Raw genomic sequence first — 16589 nt, 5'->3', positions numbered from 1 at the left:
CGGATGCCCGAACTAGGGCGACACCGCCCCGTGAGTCGCGAGGCCGAATGCTTCGAGTTCGCTGTCAACGAGCATCCGGGAGCGGATGAGGAACCGTTTGCCTTCGGGCGCCTCGATCGAGAAGCCGCTCCCCCGCCCGTCGACGATGTCGATCGTGAGGTGCGTGTACTTCCAATACTCGAACTGGGCCCGCGACATGTACACCTCGATGGGGTAGGTGCCCTCGACGTGCAAGGTGCCGAGCAGGATGTCGGACGCCCCGACCCGGAACATCCCGACGGGGAAGCACATCGGCGAAGACCCGTCGCAGCACCCGCCCGACTGGTGGAACATGAGTTGCCCGTTCGTGGCGGCGAGATGCCGCAGCATGTCGGCTGCGGCATCCGTCACCTCGACCCGGGAGGGGGTCTCAGTCATCAGAAGAAGCCCATCGGCCCGTCGGCGTAGGAGACGAGGAGGTTCTTCGTCTGCTGGTAGTGGTCGAGCATCATGCGGTGGTTCTCCCGCCCGATGCCCGATTGCTTGTAGCCGCCGAAGGCCGCGTGCGCCGGGTACTGATGGTAGGTGTTCGACCAGACGCGGCCCGCCTGGATGGCCCGGCCCGCGCGGTAGAGCTGCGATCCGGAGCGCGACCAGACGCCGGCGCCGAGCCCGTAGAGCGTGTCGTTGGCGAGGGAGATCGCGTCGTCGTAGTCGTTGAAGCTCGTGAGTGCGAGCACCGGCCCGAAGATCTCCTCCTGGAAGATGCGCATGTCGTTGCGCCCCTCGAACACCGTCGGCTGCACGTAGTAGCCGCCGCTCAGCTCGCCGCCGAGGTCGGCCCGCTCGCCGCCCGTGAGCAGCTTGGCGCCCTCCTGCTTGCCGATGTCCATGTAGCTGAGGATCTTCTCGAGCTGGTCGTTCGAGGCCTGCGCCCCGATCATCGTCGACACGTCGAGCGGGTTGCCCTGCTTGACCTTCGCGACCCGATCGAGGCCGTCGGCCACGAAGCCGTCGTAGATCGAGCGCTGCACGAGCGCGCGCGACGGGCAGGTGCAGACCTCCCCCTGGTTGAGCGCGAAGAAGGTGAACCCCTCGAGCGCCTTGTCGTAGAAGGAGTCTTTCTCGTCGGCCACGTCGGCGAAGAACACGTTCGGGCTCTTGCCGCCCAGCTCCAGCGTGACCGGGATGAGGTTCTCGCTCGCGTACTGCATGATCAGGCGGCCTGTGGTGGTCTCGCCGGTGAACGCGATCTTGCGGATCTTCGGATGCGACGCGAGCGGCGCGCCCGCTTCGATGCCGAACCCGTTCACGATGTTGAGCACGCCGGCGGGCAGCAGGTCTTTGATCAGGTCGAGCCAGACATGGATGCTGGCCGGTGTCTGCTCGGCCGGCTTCAGCACCACGCAGTTGCCCGCGGCGAGCGCCGGGGCGAGCTTCCAGGTGGCCATGAGGATAGGGAAGTTCCACGGGATGATCTGCCCCACGACGCCCAGCGGCTCGTGGAAGTGGTAGGCCACGGTGTCGTGATCGAGTTCGGAGATACCGCCCTCCTGCGCCCGGATGCACCCGGCGAAGTAACGGAAGTGGTCGATGGCGAGCGGGATGTCGGCGGCGAGGGTCTCGCGCACCGGCTTGCCATTCTCCCAGGTCTCGGCCACGGCGAGGAGTTCGAGGTTCGCCTCCATGCGATCGGCGATCTTGTTGAGGATGACGGCGCGCTCGGCGACGCTCGTCTTGCCCCACGCGCCGAAGGCCTTCCACCCGGCTTCGACGGCCCGGTCGACGTCGGGTGCGGTGCCCCGGGCGATCTCGGTGAACACCTGGCCGGTCACGGGCGAGGGGTTCTGGAAGTACTGGCCGTTCGCCGGCGGCACGTAGTCGCCGCCGATGTAGTTGTCGTAGCGCGGCCGGTAGCTCATGACGGCTCCGGCGGTTCCCGGGTTCGCGTAGACGGTGGGGGAGGCCGTGGGCTCGGCGGCGGCCTCGGAGGCTCCGGTGTCGGGGCGGTCGGTGAGGGTCATTGCTGCTCCTTGAGATGCATGCTCCTTGTCGACGACAGTGTCGACTGGGCCCGACGCTACGCCGCGGGAGGTTGCATCCGGTTGCGCCGGGAATGCGGAGCGGCCGCGCATCCTTGTCTCTCTCATGACATCTGTGGCGACGTCGGGCGATCCGCTGAGCGATCTCATCGCGCGCCTGCGTTGGACGGTGACCGGTTTCGAGACCTCACGACTCGCCTCGGGCTCGCGCACAAGCTTCGCGGGCGACACCGTGACGTTCCATCACGTGGCCGCGGGGTCGGTGCGCATCGACCGTCGCGGCGAATCCGCCACCGTGCGCGCGGGCGACTTCCTGCTGCTCCCGCGCGGCGGAACACACACCCTCACGGTCACCGACGACGCCGAGGTCTCGAGCGGCACGATGCTGCTCGACTCCTCCGCGGCTCCCGCCATCGGTCTGTGCCTGCCGGAGCTCCTGGTGGCGTGCGGCTTCGTGCTGCGCGAGCCGTTGGTGGCGTCGCTTCTGGCCGGGATGCGCGCGGAGCAGTCGAGAGCTCGCCCGGGTTCCGCCTCCGTCGTCACGGCGTTGGCGAACGTGGTCGCGGCTTCAGCGATCCGCACCTGGATCGAGAGCGGCTGCGGCTCGAACACTTCGAACTGGCTGATCTCGCTGCGCGATCCGCAGATCGCGCTCGCCCTCGAGGCGATCCACTCCGACCCGAGCTCGCCCTGGACCGTGGCGAGCCTCGCCCGCGTGGCGCAGTCGTCGCGCTCGATCTTCTCGGAACGCTTCCATGCCACGGTCGGCGATCCGCCCTTGAAATATCTCGCACGCGTGCGGATGGCGCGGGCGATGGAGCTCCTCGGCCGCGAGGGCCTCAGCGTCTCGCAGACCGCGGCGATGCTCGGGTACGGATCGGATGTCGCGTTCAGCCGCGCCTTCCGGCGCTTCGCCGGGGCGTCACCGAGCGAGTGGCGTCGGGAGCACGCGGCCCTGAGCGTGGCGTGACGCCGGCGCTCAGGGCACGTTCGAGGCTCAGGCGCGACGGCGGAGGCTGCTGAGAAGCACCCCGCCCGCGATTCCCGCGATGCCGCCCACGACCAGGGCCGTGTGCACGCCGACGGCGTCGACCAGCACTCCGCCGACCACGGCGCCCACGGCGATGGCGACTTGGAACGTGGCCACCACGAGACCGCCGACGCTCTCGAGCCGCTCGGGCTCGGCCCGCGCCATCCAGGTCTGCAGGAGCGTCGGGATGCCGCCGAACGCGAGCCCCCACAGCGCGACGGAGGCGATGGTGCTGCCCGCACTGCCCCCGCCGAGCGCGAAGACCGCCATGCCGGCGCCCATCGCGACGGGGAAGACCAGCACGGCGCCGCGCAGCCAGCGGTCGGCGAGCGGTCCGCTGATCAGGTTGCCGGCGAAGGCAGCCACTCCGTAGACGAGCAGCAACATGGCGAGACCCGTGGCATCGAGACCGCCGATCGATTCGGCGGCGGGGCGGATGTAGGTGAAGCCGGTGAAGTGACCGCCGGCGATCAGGGCCACGGCGACGAGTCCGAGCAGCACCAGGCGGGACTGCAGGGTCGAGCCGAGCGCGCGGAACCCGGGGGCGCCGCTTGGCGCCACCGACGGGAGCACCACGATCTGCACGAGCAAGGCGACGGCGCCGATGCCGGCGGCGAGCACGAACACCCAGCGCCACCCCCAGATCTCGCCGAGGAAGGTGCCGAGCGGAATCGCCGCGACCGTGGCGAGCGAGACACCGGTGTTGACGACGGTCATCGCCCGGCCGAGGTGGTGGGAGGGCACGAGCTGGGCGGTCATCGCGAGCGAGAGGGCCCAGAATCCGCCGATCGCGATGCCGAGCAGGATGCGCGCGGCCAGCAGCACGGGATAGTTCGGCGCCAGTGCCACGAGCAGATCGGAAGCGATGGCGAGCGCGGTCAGGCCGAGCATCACGATGCGGCGGTCCAGTCGCGGCAGCAGCACCGGGAGCCCGATGCCGGCGATCGCGGCGACGATGGCCGTGACCGTCACCGACTGGCCGGCCAGGCCTTCGGAGACCCCCAGGTCGCCGGCGATGCGGGACAGCAGGCTGGCGGGCAGGAACTCGCCCATCACCAGGGCGAAGACGCCGAGGCCGAGCGAGGCGACGCCGAGCCAGGAGCCGCGAGTGGGGGTGGGAGTGGTGCCGGCGGTACCGGCGAGTGAGATGGATGTGGTGTCCGGATGCGATGCGGGGGGAACGGGGATGGAACGGGTGTCACTGGTGGTCATGGTTCCAGCGTGCGCGCGCCGCGCATCCGTCACCGCACCGTTCGTCGGCGACCTCGTGCCGATCGTCCGGAATCGTCCTCTACCGCTCGAGTGCCTCGAGGTGGGCCACGACGCCGGCCCGTTTCGGGGAGCGCGGGGGCAGCAGGCGCAGGGCGGCGGTCCACACCTCGGCGTCATCCTGCGCGTCGTCCGTCGCGGCGTAGTCGAGGAGCACGTCGATGGAGGCATCCGTGAGGATCGCCTCACGTAGTCGGCCCCGCACGACGTCGCGGATCTCGGCGACCCCCGGCGCCTCCGACCCCGGCAACAGGAGTCCGCGCGATGCCGCGAGCGCCACCCGGTGCGCGCCGCGGTCCAGCAGCGAGATGACGTGGTGCGCGTCGAGCTCAATCGGCACGCTCAGCCTGTACGGCCTCGACTCCAGCTCCACGCCGCCGACGGACGCGAGGATGCGCCGCAGCCGCACGATCTCCGCTCGCAGGGTGACCGTCGCCTCCGCGTCGTCGTAGACGAGGTCGGCTAGACGGGCGGCAGAAAGCCCTTCGCGGTGCCAGGCGAGCACGGTCACGATCTCGGAGTGGCGGGTGCTCAACTCCAGGGTTCCGGCGGGCGTGGTGAGCTCCCCGATGTCGCGGCCGAGCACGTGCATCGATACCGGTCGCGGGAGGGCGGCGCGCTCCCGCGGGTAGGCGGTGGACCGGGGCGCCCCGGGTCGCGAGCCCCGCGCGAACCCGGCGATGCGCATCCGGGGTTCTGCACCTTCGCTGTCGCGTAAGGCTCGCAGTCGCAGCACCATCAGTTCCGCTTCGGCCGCCGCGGCGGTCGCTTCGATCAGAGGAAGGGTGTGCGGATCGACGGCGCGCGCGTCGCCTGTGATGTCGATGACGCCAAGGATGCGTCGGGTTTCCGGATCGTGCACCGGCACCGCCGTGCAGCTCCAGCCGTGCACCCGGAGAGCGTAGTGCTCTTCGTCGTGGATCTGGATGCCGTGGTCGAGCTCCAACGCCGTGCCGGGGGCCGAGGTGCCGACCTGCCGTTCCGACCATCCGGCGCCCTCGACGAACCGCATCTCCTCGGCGCTCCGCTTCGAGGCGTTGTCGCCCTCGACCCAGAGCAGCCGCCCCATCTCGTCGCCCACGGCGACCAGGAGGCCCGATCCTTCGGCGTCGCGCACCAGCAGTTTGCGAATGACCGGCAGCACCGGAGCGAGCGGATGCGCCAGCCGGAAGTCGGCCAGGCTGTCCTCAGCGACCTCGAGCGCGGGGAGCAGGCGTTCGGGGTCGAGGTCGAGGCGGCGGGAACGCTCCCACGATTCGTGCACGACCTGACGGGGGCGAGCCGGGGCCAGGTCGCCGGGTCGGGCGAGCCAGGGGCTGGTCATGTGCTCCGCCAATCGTCGTCGATCGTGGGGTGCGCTCGGCACGGCCCTCGCCCCCAGTATCGCTCCCCCGCCTGCGAGGCGCCAGGGCGGGCGGGCCCGCGGCCGCCCGCAACGTTCCGGAGGCCACCACATCTTCGGGAGGCCGCACCCGCCTCGCCCGTCGACCGACCCCGGTGCGCGGCGGCGCGACTCACCAGGGCAGCGGCAGCACCTCGAGCTCGGCTCCCGCCGCTGCGCCTTCGCGGGGAACCACGAGCACGCCGTCCGCCTCGGCGAGACCCCGCAGCATCCCTGCCCCGTGCCAGGCGGTCGGATGCGCCTCCCCGGCCACGAGGCGATACGGCCGCAGAGACGTCGGGGCTGTGCCGGCCGACAGGGAGGTGGCGATTCGGATGCGGCCGAGTTCGGGCATCCCTCTCCCCTGCATCGAGGAGAGGAGCGGATGCGCGAGCGTCAGCAGCGCGAGCATCGCGGCCAGCGGGTTGCCGGGCAGCCCGATCACCAGCCGACCGTCGGGGAGGCGAGCGAGCAGGGCCGGCGCTCCGGGTCGCACGGCGATGCCGTCTACGAGGAACTCGGCGCCCGCGGCGCGAAGGGCCGGTCGCACGTGATCGGACGGGGAGTCGCCGGTGCCGCCGGTCGTGATGATCAGGTCGGGGGCGGCGTCGGCGCCCTGGCCTCCCGAACGTGCCGTCGCGGGGGGAAGAGCGTCGCCCAGGCGAGACGACGTGAAGTGCTCGAGGGTCGCGGCGAAGTCGTCGCCGACGCGATGCTGAGCCACGACCTCGGCGCCGAGGCGCGACACGAGCGCCGGGAGGGTCGGCCCGAAACTGTCCCGCACCGATCCCGGTCCGGGAATGCCCCGTGCGACGACTTCGTCGCCCGAGAGCAGGAGTGCCACGCGCGCACGCCGCACCACCGCGATCTCGTCGTGCCCGCATCCGGCTGCCACGGCGACGTGCGCCGGCGTGAGCAGGGCCCCCGCGTGGAACACCGTCTCCCCTGCGGCCGCCTCGGTTCCGGCGGGTCGCACGTGCAGACCCTCGCGGGGCTCTCCCGGATCGATGCTCGGAAGCACCCCGAGAAGGCCCGAGTCTGGGCGCACGTCAGCGCTGCGGGTCGCATCGGGGATCGCGTCCACACCCGCGCCCGCATCGGGGATCGCGTCCACACCACGGTCGGCAGCGACCACGCCGTGCTCGCTGCGGAGCACGCCCCGCGTTCCCGGCGGGATCACGCCCCCCGTGACGATCGGCACAGCCTCCCCGGCGCGGAGGATGGCGCCGCCACCCGCGCGGCGCCCCTCACTGTCGCCTTCGGCGTGAGCGGGCGCGTCGTCTGCACCACCGCCGTCATCGCCACCCCGCCCCTCTCGGAGCGAGCCGCCACGCTCTGTGTCGGAGGTCAGGATGCGCCACGGCCCCGGTCCCGCGACGGCCCAGCCATCCATCGCCGACGATGCGTAATGCGGCACCGCGATCAGCGCGACGAGGTCGTCGGCCAGCACCCGCCCGACGGCGTCGCCCAGAGCTACGCGCTCTGTCTCCCGCTGCGAGCCCACGTCGTAGGCCAGACGCCGCGCGTCGTGCCACAGCACGCTCGCGTGAGTCACGTCCGCCGCGTGCTGTCAGGCCCTGTGGCACCGCGATCCGCATCCCCGTCGCGGCTCTCGCTGCCACCACTGCCACCGCTGCCACCGCCGCGGCGAACAGACCCGCTCCCGCCGACGTCGCTCTCCGTGGCACCGCCATCCACGACCCCATCGCGGCTCCCGCTGCCACTGCCACTGCTGGCAGGCCCGCCTCCATCGTCATCGGCCGCGACGGCTGTTCCGTCCGCGGCGTGCTCCGCGGCCAGCCGCCGCGCGACCTCGCCCGCCTGCGTCGCCGCATCCGAAGCATCCGCCCCGCCCGCTGCCGCCAGGCCTGCGGCGTATCCCACCACGAACGTCGTCAGCGGCGCCGCCGGCCGTAGCACCGCGTGCGCCGCCACCCCCGCGAGCCCCAGCACCTCGTCGACCTCGACCTCGAGACCGTCGAGACCGAGCTCCGCGGCCAGCTGCGCGACCCATCGGGCCAACACGACGCTCTGATGCTCGTCGTCGGCCGCCGTCCGGTCCTTCTCGGCACCACCCCGGTCGGTTCGGGAGGCCCTGCCTTCCTCCACGATCCCGTGCCGTGCCGCGTCGGCCCAGGTGTCGACGTCGTCGGCCGATCCGCGCGGCACCGCCGCCAGCTCGAGATTCAGTCCAGCGATCAGCCGCCGAACGGGCAGCCCGTCGAGGTCGCCCGCCGAACGGTGCCGGTCGACGGCCGCGGCGAGCGCCGACGTGCGATACATCGCGAGAAGATGCTGCTGTCGCCCTTCGTCGTCGACGGCCACGATTCCGTCCGCTCCCTCGACCGCATCCACGCGGTCGAGTCGCGCGTGCTCCCGCGCCGCGGCCAGCAGCGCGCCCACCCCGCCGTCGATCTCGGGCAGGTCGCACGCCAGCACCAAAACGAAGTCCGACGTCTCCTGCCCCCCGGATGACCGATCCAGCGCCGCAAAGCCCGCCGCGATCCCGGCCGCCGGGCCTCCGAACGGCGGCTCTTCGCGCGCCACGATCACGGGCGCGCGATCGCCGAAATCGAACGGAACGCCCGGCACAGTCTGCGGAACGCCCGGGACTCCCGCAGCACCCGCCATCTCGAGCGCATCGGCCCCGCCCACCACCACGACCCGCCGCGCGCCGCGCGACACCGCGCTCGCCACCGTCGACGCGAGCAACGAACTCCCCCGGAACCGTAGCCCCGCCTTGGGCGTTCCGCCCAGACGCGACGATTTTCCCCCGGCCAGCACCATCGCATCGAACAACACGCTTCCACATTAGACGTGCCCCGGGCGGTCGTCTCCTCCATCACAATTCCTGTTCACCGTCGGTCTGCTCACAATCTCCGCCAACGATTGCCCGGCGGCACGGCGCGTGCCTACCCTGAATCCATGGGAAGAATCACCGCTCGACGCCGGGTCACCCGCATCACGGTCGGCGAATCACGAGTCATCCGCGAAGACGTTCTCGCGGTCGAGGAGCCACTCGAGATCCGGGTCGGTGGCCGCTCGCTCGCCATCACCATGCGCACGCCCGGTCACGACATCGATCTCGCGGCCGGCTTCCTCGTGTCCGAGGGCGTCATCCACCATGGCGACGACTTCGCCGCCGCCCGATACTGCGCCGGCGCCACCGACGAGGGTCTCAACACCTACAACGTGCTCGACGTCACGCTCGCACCCGGCGTGCCGGCGCCCGATCCCAGCCTCGAACGAAACTTCTTCACCACGAGTTCCTGCGGCCTGTGCGGCAAGGCCAGCATCGACGCCGTGCGCACACTGTCGCATTACGAGGTGGCGACGGATGCGCTCACTCTCGACCCCGCACTCCTCGCCACCTTCCCCGACCGGCTCCGCGCGCACCAGGAGGTCTTCGAGAAGACCGGTGGCCTGCATGCTGCTGCTCTCTTCGACGGTCAGACCGGCGAGCTCCTCGTGCTGCGCGAAGACGTGGGCCGACACAACGCGGTCGACAAGGTGGTCGGCTGGGCTGTCAAAGAGAATCTGCTTCCCCTCCGCAGCACCGTGCTCATGGTCTCCGGCCGCGCGAGCTTCGAGCTCACGCAGAAGGCGTCGATGGCGGGAATCCCGTTGCTCGCGGCCGTCTCGGCCCCGTCGTCGCTCGCCGTCGAGCTCGCGGCCGACCTGGGCATGACGCTCGTCGGATTCCTCCGCGGGCAGTCGATGGTGGTCTACAGCGGGGCGCACCGCCTCACCGAAGCAGCGCCGCCGCCCCCCGGCGATCTCGAGGTCGGGCTCATCTCGCCGTCCGCATCCGCGGGCGACGCCATCCGGGCGGTCAGCGCATGAGCGCCAAACCGCCCATCGTCGACGCGACCGACGCGCTCATCAAGGTCACGCACCCCGGTCACGCGGCCGCAGGCATCCCGGGAGTCGTGCACTCGATGGGCCCGGCACTGGCGCAGCTGGGTGCGCGCCGCACCATTGCACTCATGACCTCGATCAACCAGAAGGAGGGCTTCGACTGCATGAGCTGCGCGTGGCCCGATCCTGACTCGCGCAAGACACTCGAATTCTGCGAGAACGGCGCGAAGGCCGTCGTCTGGGAGGCCACACCGATCACGGTTCCGACGAGCTTCTGGGCAGAGCACTCCGTCGACGATCTGGCCGGCAAATCCGAGTACTGGCTCGGCCTCCAGGGCCGGCTCACGGAGCCGGTCTACAAAGCGGCCGGAGCCGACCATTACCGCCCGGTGAGCTGGAAGGAGGCTTTCGCCATCGCGGGCACCGCCCTCCGCGAGCTCGACAGCCCCGACCAGGCCGCGTTCTACACGAGCGGTCGCGCCTCGAACGAGGCGGCCTTCGCCTACCAGCTCTTCGTGCGCGCCTTCGGCACGAACAACCTGCCCGACTGCTCGAACATGTGCCACGAGTCCACGGGAACGGCGCTCTCCGAAGTCATCGGCATCGGCAAGTCCACGGTGAGCTACGACGACTTCGAGCAGGCCGACCTCATCATCATCATGGGTCAGAACCCCGGCACCAATCACCCCCGCATGCTCACAGCGCTCGAAGACGCCAAGCGCGCCGGCGCATCCATCGTCTCGGTGAACCCGCTGCCCGAGGCGGGGCTGCAGCACTACAAGAACCCGCAGACGGTGCGCGGGCTCATCGGCAAGGGCACCGCGTTGGCCGACCAGTTCTTGCAGATCCGGTTGGGCGGCGACATGGCTCTGCTGCAGGCGGTGTCGAAGCGCGTGCTGGAGGCCGAGGCCGCGCATCCGGGAACCGTGCTCGACCACGAATTCCTCAAGGAGCACTGCGTCGGGCTCGACGAACTCGCGGTACACCTGGCACAGCTCGATGAAGAAGAGGTGCTGGCCGCAACCGGTCTCACGAGCACCGAGATCGACGAGTTGGCCGATCGCTACCTCCGCGCCGACCGGGTCATCATCACCTGGGCCATGGGCGTCACGCAACACAAGAAGGCCGTGGCGGGCATCAAGGAGATCGTCAACCTGCTTCTGCTCCGCGGCAACATCGGCAAGACCGGCGCCGGCGCCTCGCCCATCCGAGGGCACAGCAACGTGCAAGGCGATCGCACGATGGGCATCTGGGAGCAGATGCCCGACTCCTTCCTCGATGCCCTAGAGCGCGAGTTCGGCTTCGAGCCGCCCCGAAAGCACGGTGTCGACTCGGTGCACGGAATCCGCGCGATGCAGCGGGGCGACATCAAGCTCTGGGTGTCGCTCGGCGGCAACTTCGTGGGCGCCATCTCCGACACAGCTGCCGCCGAAGCGGCGATGCGCGGCACCGAGCTCACGGTGCAGATCTCCACGAAGCTCAATCGATCCCATGCGGTCACGGGAGCAGCCGCCCTCATCCTGCCGACCCTCGGTCGCACCGAGATCGATCGGCAGCAGGGCGGCGTGCAGTTCGTCACCGTCGAAGACTCGGTGTGCGCGGTGCATGCGTCGCGAGGCCGGGTCGAGCCCGTTGCGCCAGATCTCCTCTCGGAGGTCGCCATCATCTCCCGCCTCGCGCAAGCGACGCTCGGCCCCGACAGCCCGGTCGACTGGGCCGGCTTCGAGAACGACTACGACGTCATCCGGGAGCACATCGCGAACGTGGTTCCCGGATGCGCGGAATACAACGAGAAGGTGCGCCGCCCGGCTGGTTTCGTGCTCCCCAACGGGCCGCGCGATTCGCGCACCTTCCCCACGGCCGTCGGCAAGGCCGTGCTCACGGTCAACACCCTCGAGACGATCGAGTGCCCGCCCGGGCGTCTGCTGCTGCAGACGTTGCGCTCGCACGATCAGTTCAACACCACCATCTACAGCCGCAACGACCGCTACCGGGGCATCAAGAAGGGGCGCGACGTGGTGTTCGTCAACCCCGACGACCTGGCCGACCTGGGGCTCGAAGACGGGCAGCACGTCGACGTGTTCAGCGAGTGGCCAGGGCAACCCGACCGAGTGCTGCGCGATTTCCGTGCGGTGTCCTATCCCACGGCTCGCGGATGCGCTGCGGCCTACTTCCCCGAAGCGAACGTTCTCGTGCCACTCGACAGCACCGCAGAGGGCAGCAACACCCCGGTCTCGAAAGCGGTGGTGGTGCGGCTCGAGCCGGCACTCGTGCCCGCGCAGTAGCCCGTCCGGCGACACGGCCTTCGCCCGTGCGACCGGGCTTCCTGTCGCTAACCTGCCTGGAGGAGCGCGGGGTCGTGCAGCTCGTGCTCTGCTACGGTGCGGCAGTCCGCACCGAAGGTGAAATCACCGAGCACGCGGCCGCCCGCGAGCACGGTGGGAAGCCAGTACTTCGCGTCGTCCCACATCTCGTCCAGCGGCAGCTCGTCGACGGGGTACCAGGCTGGGGCGACCTCGTCGGATTCCTGGGGTTCACCGGTCCGCCGCGTGCCCACGAACACGGTCGAGTCCTGGCTCCAGTTCTCGCGATACGGGAACGCGAACTTCACCAACCCGGCCTGTCGGAGATCGGCGGGGTCGACCACCACGCTCGACTCCTCCTCGATCTCGCGCACGATCGCCTCGAGGGCGGTCTCTCCCGGCTCGATCTTGCCGCCGAGCCCCACGATGTTCCCCGAACCGAGCCCGGTCTTCTTGCGCCCGAGGAGCACTTCGGTGCGACCGTCCGCGCCGGCGCGCAGGAGGAAGGCCACACACACCTGGTAGGGAGAGACAGGGGACATCTGTGGATGATATCCCGCGGATGTGTTCGGCGTGTTTCCGGCGTACCCTCGATGGCATGACCGATTTCATTGATCCGCTCTTGCCGGGTTCTTTCGAACACAATGGCCAGCACCCGGAGGTCGACGAGGACGAGGACCAGGATTCCTTCGACAAGCAGGTCGAAGCCGAGTTCAAGCAGTACATCGGCGAGGCTGAGGCAACTGACGGCCCCGCCCCGGCAGGCTGACGACGACGACCGACGACACCGACGCGGCCGCGCTCGCCGCGCTGACCCGCTTGCGCGCGAGCACGCTCGAGGAGATCGCCGCCCTCACCGATTCGATGACGGCGCTGCGGCTCGTTCGCGAATCCTCCTCCGACGACGACGAACACGACCCCGAGGGGCCGACCCTCTCGAGCGAGTGGTCGCGCATCCGGGGCCTCCTTCTGGAGTCCGAGACCCAGTTGGCCGAAGCGGATGCCGCGCTGGCCCGTGTTGCCGACGGCACATACGGTCTCTGTCAGAACTGCGGCCGCCCCATCCCTCCGGGTCGCCTCGAAGCCCGGCCGGCGGCCCGCCTCTGCGTTCCCTGCGCCTCCTGAGCGCCGAGCTACTTCGCCGGAGAGTCGGGGGAATCCGGCGCCTCGCCGCCGAGTTCCCACGGGAGCGGACCCTCGAGCTCGACCGGCTCCTCGGGCGGGGTGTCGAATCCGCCCGGGCGCTGCACCCGGCCGAAGAATCCCATCTGGTTCGACTTCGGAAGCACCGACTCGGCCGGTCCGTCGTAGCCGACCGGCGCATCCGCGTGCTCCGGATCGGGGCGGCGCCGTCCGAAATAACGCGCCCGTAAGCGCTCGTTGAAGCTCTTCTTCTCCAGGGGCGATTCGCCCGAGCGCGATCCGCTCACCGCAGGTGCTTCAGCATGCGCGTGTTGCCGAGGGTGTTGGGCTTGACGCGGGCGAGGTCGAGGAATTCGGCGACACCTTCGTCGGGCGACCGCACGAGCTCGGCGTACACCTCGGGGGCCACCAGGGAGAGGGGCGAGGCGGTGTACCCGTTGTGTTCGAAGAACGGCACCTCGAAGGTCAGGCAGAACAACCTCGAGAGGCCGAGCTCGAGAGCATCCGACTCGATCCTCTGCACGAGGGCGCGCCCGATTCCCTGGCCGAGCCAGTCGTCGTGCACCGCCAACGTGCGCACCTCACCGAGGTCTTCCCAGAACACGTGGAGGGCGCCACAACCGACCAGGTCGCCGTTCGAATCCTCGGCCACACGGAACTCCTGCACGGCTTCGTAGAAGACCACCGCGTCTTTTCCCAGAAGGATTCGTCGCTGCACCAGGGGCTCCACCAGCTCTTGGATGCGGGGAACGTCACTGGTGCGCGCCCGCCGCACGGTGACGAGCGTCTTCTGGGTTGTCATCGAACCAGCGTAGCCCGCCCGCAACCCGTTCTTTAACGACCGAGATCCGTCACTTTCGGCCCTTCCCGAAGGATTTCAGGGCCGAAAGTGACGGATCTGGCGGTGTGGATCGAGCTCTAGTCGAGGTCTCCCAGCGCGGCCGCCGCGGCTGCCGCCGAGACCTGCTCGTCGGGGCCGGCTCCGATCGCGACCGGCTCACGAGAGGACTGCAGGAAGGTGAACTTTCCGTCGACGAAGTCCACGTGCACGTGGTCGCCGGCGTTCAGCTCGCCCTGCAGGATGCGCTCCGACAGCTGGTCTTCGACCTCGTGCTGCATCGCGCGGCGCAGCGGGCGCGCACCGAGCGAGGGGTCGAAACCGACCTCGATCAGGCGCTCCTTGGCGGCGAGCGTGAGCTCGATCGTCATGTCGCGGTCGAGCAGACGGTCGCGGAGGCGCTTGATGAACAGATCGACGATCTGCAGAAGCTCCACCTTGTTCAGCTGCGGGAACACGATGGTGTCGTCGACGCGGTTGAGGAACTCGGGCTTGAAGCTCTTCTTCAGCTCTTCGGAGACCTTCGCCTTCATCCGGTCGTACGACGTCGCCTCGTTGCCCGTGGCCTGGAAACCGATCGGGGCACCGGTGATGTCTTTCGTGCCGAGGTTGGTCGTCATGATGATGACCGTGTTCTTGAAGTCGACGACGCGACCCTGGCCATCCGTCAACCGGCCCTCTTCCAGAACCTGGAGAAGGGAGTTGAAGATGTCGGGGTGGGCCTTCTCGATCTCGTCGAACAGCACCACGCTGAAGGGCTTGCGGCGCACCTTCTCGGTGAGCTGACCACCCTCTTCGAAGCCGACGAATCCGGGAGGAGCACCGAACAGTCGCGAGACCGTGTGCTTCTCGCCGTACTCCGACATGTCGAGGGAGATCAGCGCGTTCTCGTCGTCGAACAGGAACTCGGCGAGCGCCTTGGCGAGCTCGGTCTTACCGACACCGGTGGGGCCGGCGAAGATGAACGAACCGGAGGGACGCTTCGGGTCTTTCAGGCCCGCGCGGGTGCGGCGGATCGTGCGCGACAGCGCCGCGATCGCCTCGTTCTGGCCGATGACCCGCTGGTGCAGGGCCTTCTCCATGAACACGAGTCGCGCCGACTCCTCTTCGGTGAGCTTGAACACCGGGATGCCCGTGGCCTGAGCCAGCACCTCGGCGATGAGCCCCTCGTCGACGATTCCGGAGGTCTGCACGTCGCCCGACTTCCACTGCTTCTCGAGGCGCAGCCGCTCGCCGAGGAGGTTCTTCTCCTCGTCGCGGAGGGATGCTGCCTTCTCGAAGTCTTGGTCTTCGATCGCGGCTTCCTTCTGGCCACGAACGGCGGCAATACGCTCGTCGAACTCGCGGAGCTCCGGCGGGGCCGACAGGATCGACAGACGGAGGCGCGCGCCGGCCTCGTCGATCAGGTCGATCGCCTTGTCGGGCAGGAAGCGGTCTTGCACGTAGCGGTCGGCGAGGTTCGCGGCGGCGACGATGGCGCCATCCGTGATCGACACCTTGTGGAACGCCTCGTACTTGTCGCGCAGGCCCTTCAGGATGTTGATGGCGTGCGGCAACGACGGCTCGGCGACCTGGATGGGCTGGAAGCGGCGCTCCAGCGCGGCATCCTTCTCGAAGTGCTTGCGGTACTCGTCGAGCGTGGTGGCGCCGATGGTCTGCAGCTCACCGCGGGCGAGCAGCGGCTTCAGGATCGACGCCGCGTCGATCGCACCCTCGGCAGCGCCCGCGCCGACGAGCGTGTGGATCTCGTCGATGAAGGTGATGATGTCGCCGCGGGTGCGGATCTCCTTGGTGACCTTCTTCAGGCGCTCCTCGAAGTCTCCGCGGTAGCGGGAACCGGCGATCAGCGAACCGAGGTCGAGCGTGTAGAGCTGCTTGTCCTTCAGGGTCTCGGGCACGTCTCCGCGCACGATGGCCTGGGCGAGGCCCTCGACCACGGCGGTCTTTCCGACGCCGGGCTCACCGATCAGAACAGGGTTGTTCTTCGAGCGGCGGGAGAGGATCTGCATGACACGCTCGATCTCCTTCTCGCGCCCGATCACCGGGTCGAGCTTGTTGTCGCGCGCTGCCTGCGTGAGGTTGCGCCCGAACTGATCGAGGATCTGCGAGCCCTTGTCGGGAGCCTGGTCGTTGCCGCCCACAGCCACCTGCTCCTTGCCCTGGTAGCCCGAGAGGAGCTGGATGACCTGCTGCCGCACGCGGTTCAGGTCGGCGCCCAGCTTCACGAGCACCTGAGCGGCGACACCCTCACCCTCGCGGATGAGACCGAGCAGGATGTGCTCGGTGCCGATGTAGTTGTGGCCGAGCTGAAGGGCTTCGCGGAGCGAGAGCTCCAGCACCTTCTTCGCGCGCGGCGTGAAGGGGATGTGGCCGGTCGGCTGCTGCTGACCCTGGCCGATGATGTCTTGCACCTGCTCGCGCACGGCGTCGAGCGAGATGTTCAGCGACTCGAGGGCCTTCGCGGCCACGCCCTCACCCTCGTGGATGAGACCGAGCAAGATGTGCTCGGTGCCGATGTAGTTGTGGTTGAGCATCTTGGCCTCTTCTTGGGCCAAAACGACGACGCGACGGGCTCGGTCGGTGAATCTCTCAAACATGTCTGTCTCCTTGGCCGCCAGGGCAGGATGACGGCCGTTACGAAGAGACTAACCAGCGAACCGGGGCCCGGCAGCCCCTGTTCGCCGTGGGCGTGACACTATTGCGCCGGTCCTGCACAATCGCGGCGCGCTCCCGGTCTCTCCACAGT

At 69.3% G+C, this 16589-nt stretch carries 15 protein-coding genes; 5 read left to right on the top strand and 10 right to left on the bottom strand.

Annotation, left to right across the window (positions count from 1 at the left end; genetic code table 11):
* Positions 1 to 12 precede the first annotated feature (12 nt).
* Together N1027_RS08150 and exaC are read right to left on the bottom strand one after the other, a co-directional pair.
* Entirely contained in the window at positions 13 to 417 is a 405-nt protein-coding gene (locus tag N1027_RS08150; protein WP_259506831.1) for a DUF779 domain-containing protein, read from the bottom strand.
* Positions 417 to 1901 (bottom strand): acetaldehyde dehydrogenase ExaC, encoded by a 1485-nt coding sequence (gene exaC, locus N1027_RS08145; RefSeq protein WP_259507941.1) that lies wholly within the window; start codon positions 1899 to 1901, stop codon positions 417 to 419. The genes N1027_RS08150 and exaC overlap by 1 nt, the downstream gene beginning before the upstream one ends.
* Before the next feature lie 226 nt (positions 1902 to 2127).
* Here exaC and N1027_RS08140 point away from each other — a divergent pair, with 226 nt between their 5' ends.
* Positions 2128 to 2991, top strand: coding sequence for an AraC family transcriptional regulator (locus tag N1027_RS08140; protein WP_259506830.1), 864 nt, complete (start codon positions 2128 to 2130; stop codon positions 2989 to 2991).
* Positions 2992 to 3018: 27 nt separating this feature from the next.
* On the opposite strand, the gene N1027_RS08135 is transcribed toward N1027_RS08140, so the two are convergent.
* The 4 genes from N1027_RS08135 to N1027_RS08120 all read right to left on the bottom strand — a co-directional run bounded on the left by N1027_RS08135 (position 3019) and on the right by N1027_RS08120 (position 8503).
* Positions 3019 to 4263, bottom strand: a complete 1245-nt coding sequence (locus N1027_RS08135) for an MFS transporter (protein WP_259506829.1) — start codon at positions 4261 to 4263, stop codon at positions 3019 to 3021.
* A 79-nt stretch (positions 4264 to 4342) separates the two neighbouring features.
* On the bottom strand, positions 4343 to 5644 hold the full coding sequence (locus N1027_RS08130; protein ID WP_259506828.1) for a GAF domain-containing protein: 1302 nt from the start codon (positions 5642 to 5644) through the stop codon (positions 4343 to 4345).
* Positions 5645 to 5834: 190 nt separating this feature from the next.
* Positions 5835 to 7256 (bottom strand): molybdopterin molybdotransferase MoeA, encoded by a 1422-nt coding sequence (locus N1027_RS08125; protein ID WP_259506827.1) that lies wholly within the window; start codon positions 7254 to 7256, stop codon positions 5835 to 5837.
* On the bottom strand, positions 7253 to 8503 hold the full coding sequence (locus N1027_RS08120; protein ID WP_259506826.1) for a DUF6457 domain-containing protein: 1251 nt from the start codon (positions 8501 to 8503) through the stop codon (positions 7253 to 7255). Before N1027_RS08120 ends, N1027_RS08125 begins: the two co-directional genes overlap by 4 nt.
* 123 nt (positions 8504 to 8626) lie before the next feature.
* Between N1027_RS08120 and fdhD the strand changes: the two genes are divergently transcribed.
* Complete coding sequence (gene fdhD / locus N1027_RS08115; protein WP_259506824.1) at positions 8627 to 9544, top strand: formate dehydrogenase accessory sulfurtransferase FdhD; 918 nt, start codon at positions 8627 to 8629, stop codon at positions 9542 to 9544.
* Positions 9541 to 11844 carry an FdhF/YdeP family oxidoreductase gene (locus tag N1027_RS08110; RefSeq protein WP_259506822.1) on the top strand — a complete coding sequence of 768 codons (2304 nt, stop codon included), beginning with the start codon at positions 9541 to 9543 and terminating at the stop codon, positions 11842 to 11844. Before fdhD ends, N1027_RS08110 begins: the two co-directional genes overlap by 4 nt.
* Positions 11845 to 11891: 47 nt before the next feature.
* Here the strand turns inward: N1027_RS08110 and N1027_RS08105 are convergent, their stop codons facing one another.
* Positions 11892 to 12404, bottom strand: a complete 513-nt coding sequence (locus N1027_RS08105; RefSeq protein ID WP_259506821.1) for an 8-oxo-dGTP diphosphatase — start codon at positions 12402 to 12404, stop codon at positions 11892 to 11894.
* Between the two features lie 56 nt (positions 12405 to 12460).
* Here N1027_RS08105 and N1027_RS08100 point away from each other — a divergent pair, with 56 nt between their 5' ends.
* Both N1027_RS08100 and N1027_RS08095 read left to right on the top strand, forming a co-directional pair.
* A complete protein-coding gene (locus N1027_RS08100) occupies positions 12461 to 12631 on the top strand; it encodes a hypothetical protein (RefSeq protein ID WP_259506820.1) in 171 nt (56 codons plus the stop codon).
* Between the two features lie 50 nt (positions 12632 to 12681).
* Complete coding sequence (locus tag N1027_RS08095; RefSeq protein WP_259506818.1) at positions 12682 to 12987, top strand: TraR/DksA family transcriptional regulator; 306 nt, start codon at positions 12682 to 12684, stop codon at positions 12985 to 12987.
* Between the two features lie 8 nt (positions 12988 to 12995).
* Here N1027_RS08095 and N1027_RS08090 read toward each other — a convergent pair whose 3' ends face one another.
* From N1027_RS08090 to N1027_RS08080, 3 genes are all read right to left on the bottom strand, one after another.
* Entirely contained in the window at positions 12996 to 13292 is a 297-nt protein-coding gene (locus N1027_RS08090; protein WP_259506817.1) for a hypothetical protein, read from the bottom strand.
* The gene (locus N1027_RS08085; protein ID WP_259506816.1) at positions 13289 to 13807 is read right to left on the bottom strand and encodes an amino-acid N-acetyltransferase; all 519 of its coding nucleotides are present in this window, start codon (positions 13805 to 13807) and stop codon (positions 13289 to 13291) included. Before N1027_RS08085 ends, N1027_RS08090 begins: the two co-directional genes overlap by 4 nt.
* 116 nt (positions 13808 to 13923) lie before the next feature.
* Positions 13924 to 16440 (bottom strand): ATP-dependent Clp protease ATP-binding subunit, encoded by a 2517-nt coding sequence (locus tag N1027_RS08080; protein ID WP_259506815.1) that lies wholly within the window; start codon positions 16438 to 16440, stop codon positions 13924 to 13926.
* Positions 16441 to 16589: the final 149 nt, after the last annotated feature.

Source organism: Herbiconiux aconitum, from assembly GCF_024979235.1.
In the GTDB taxonomy this organism is placed as follows: domain Bacteria; phylum Actinomycetota; class Actinomycetes; order Actinomycetales; family Microbacteriaceae; genus Herbiconiux; species Herbiconiux aconitum.
The sequence above is the reverse complement of the archived record's forward strand: the minus strand, read 5'-3'. Positions and strand labels throughout refer to the sequence as shown.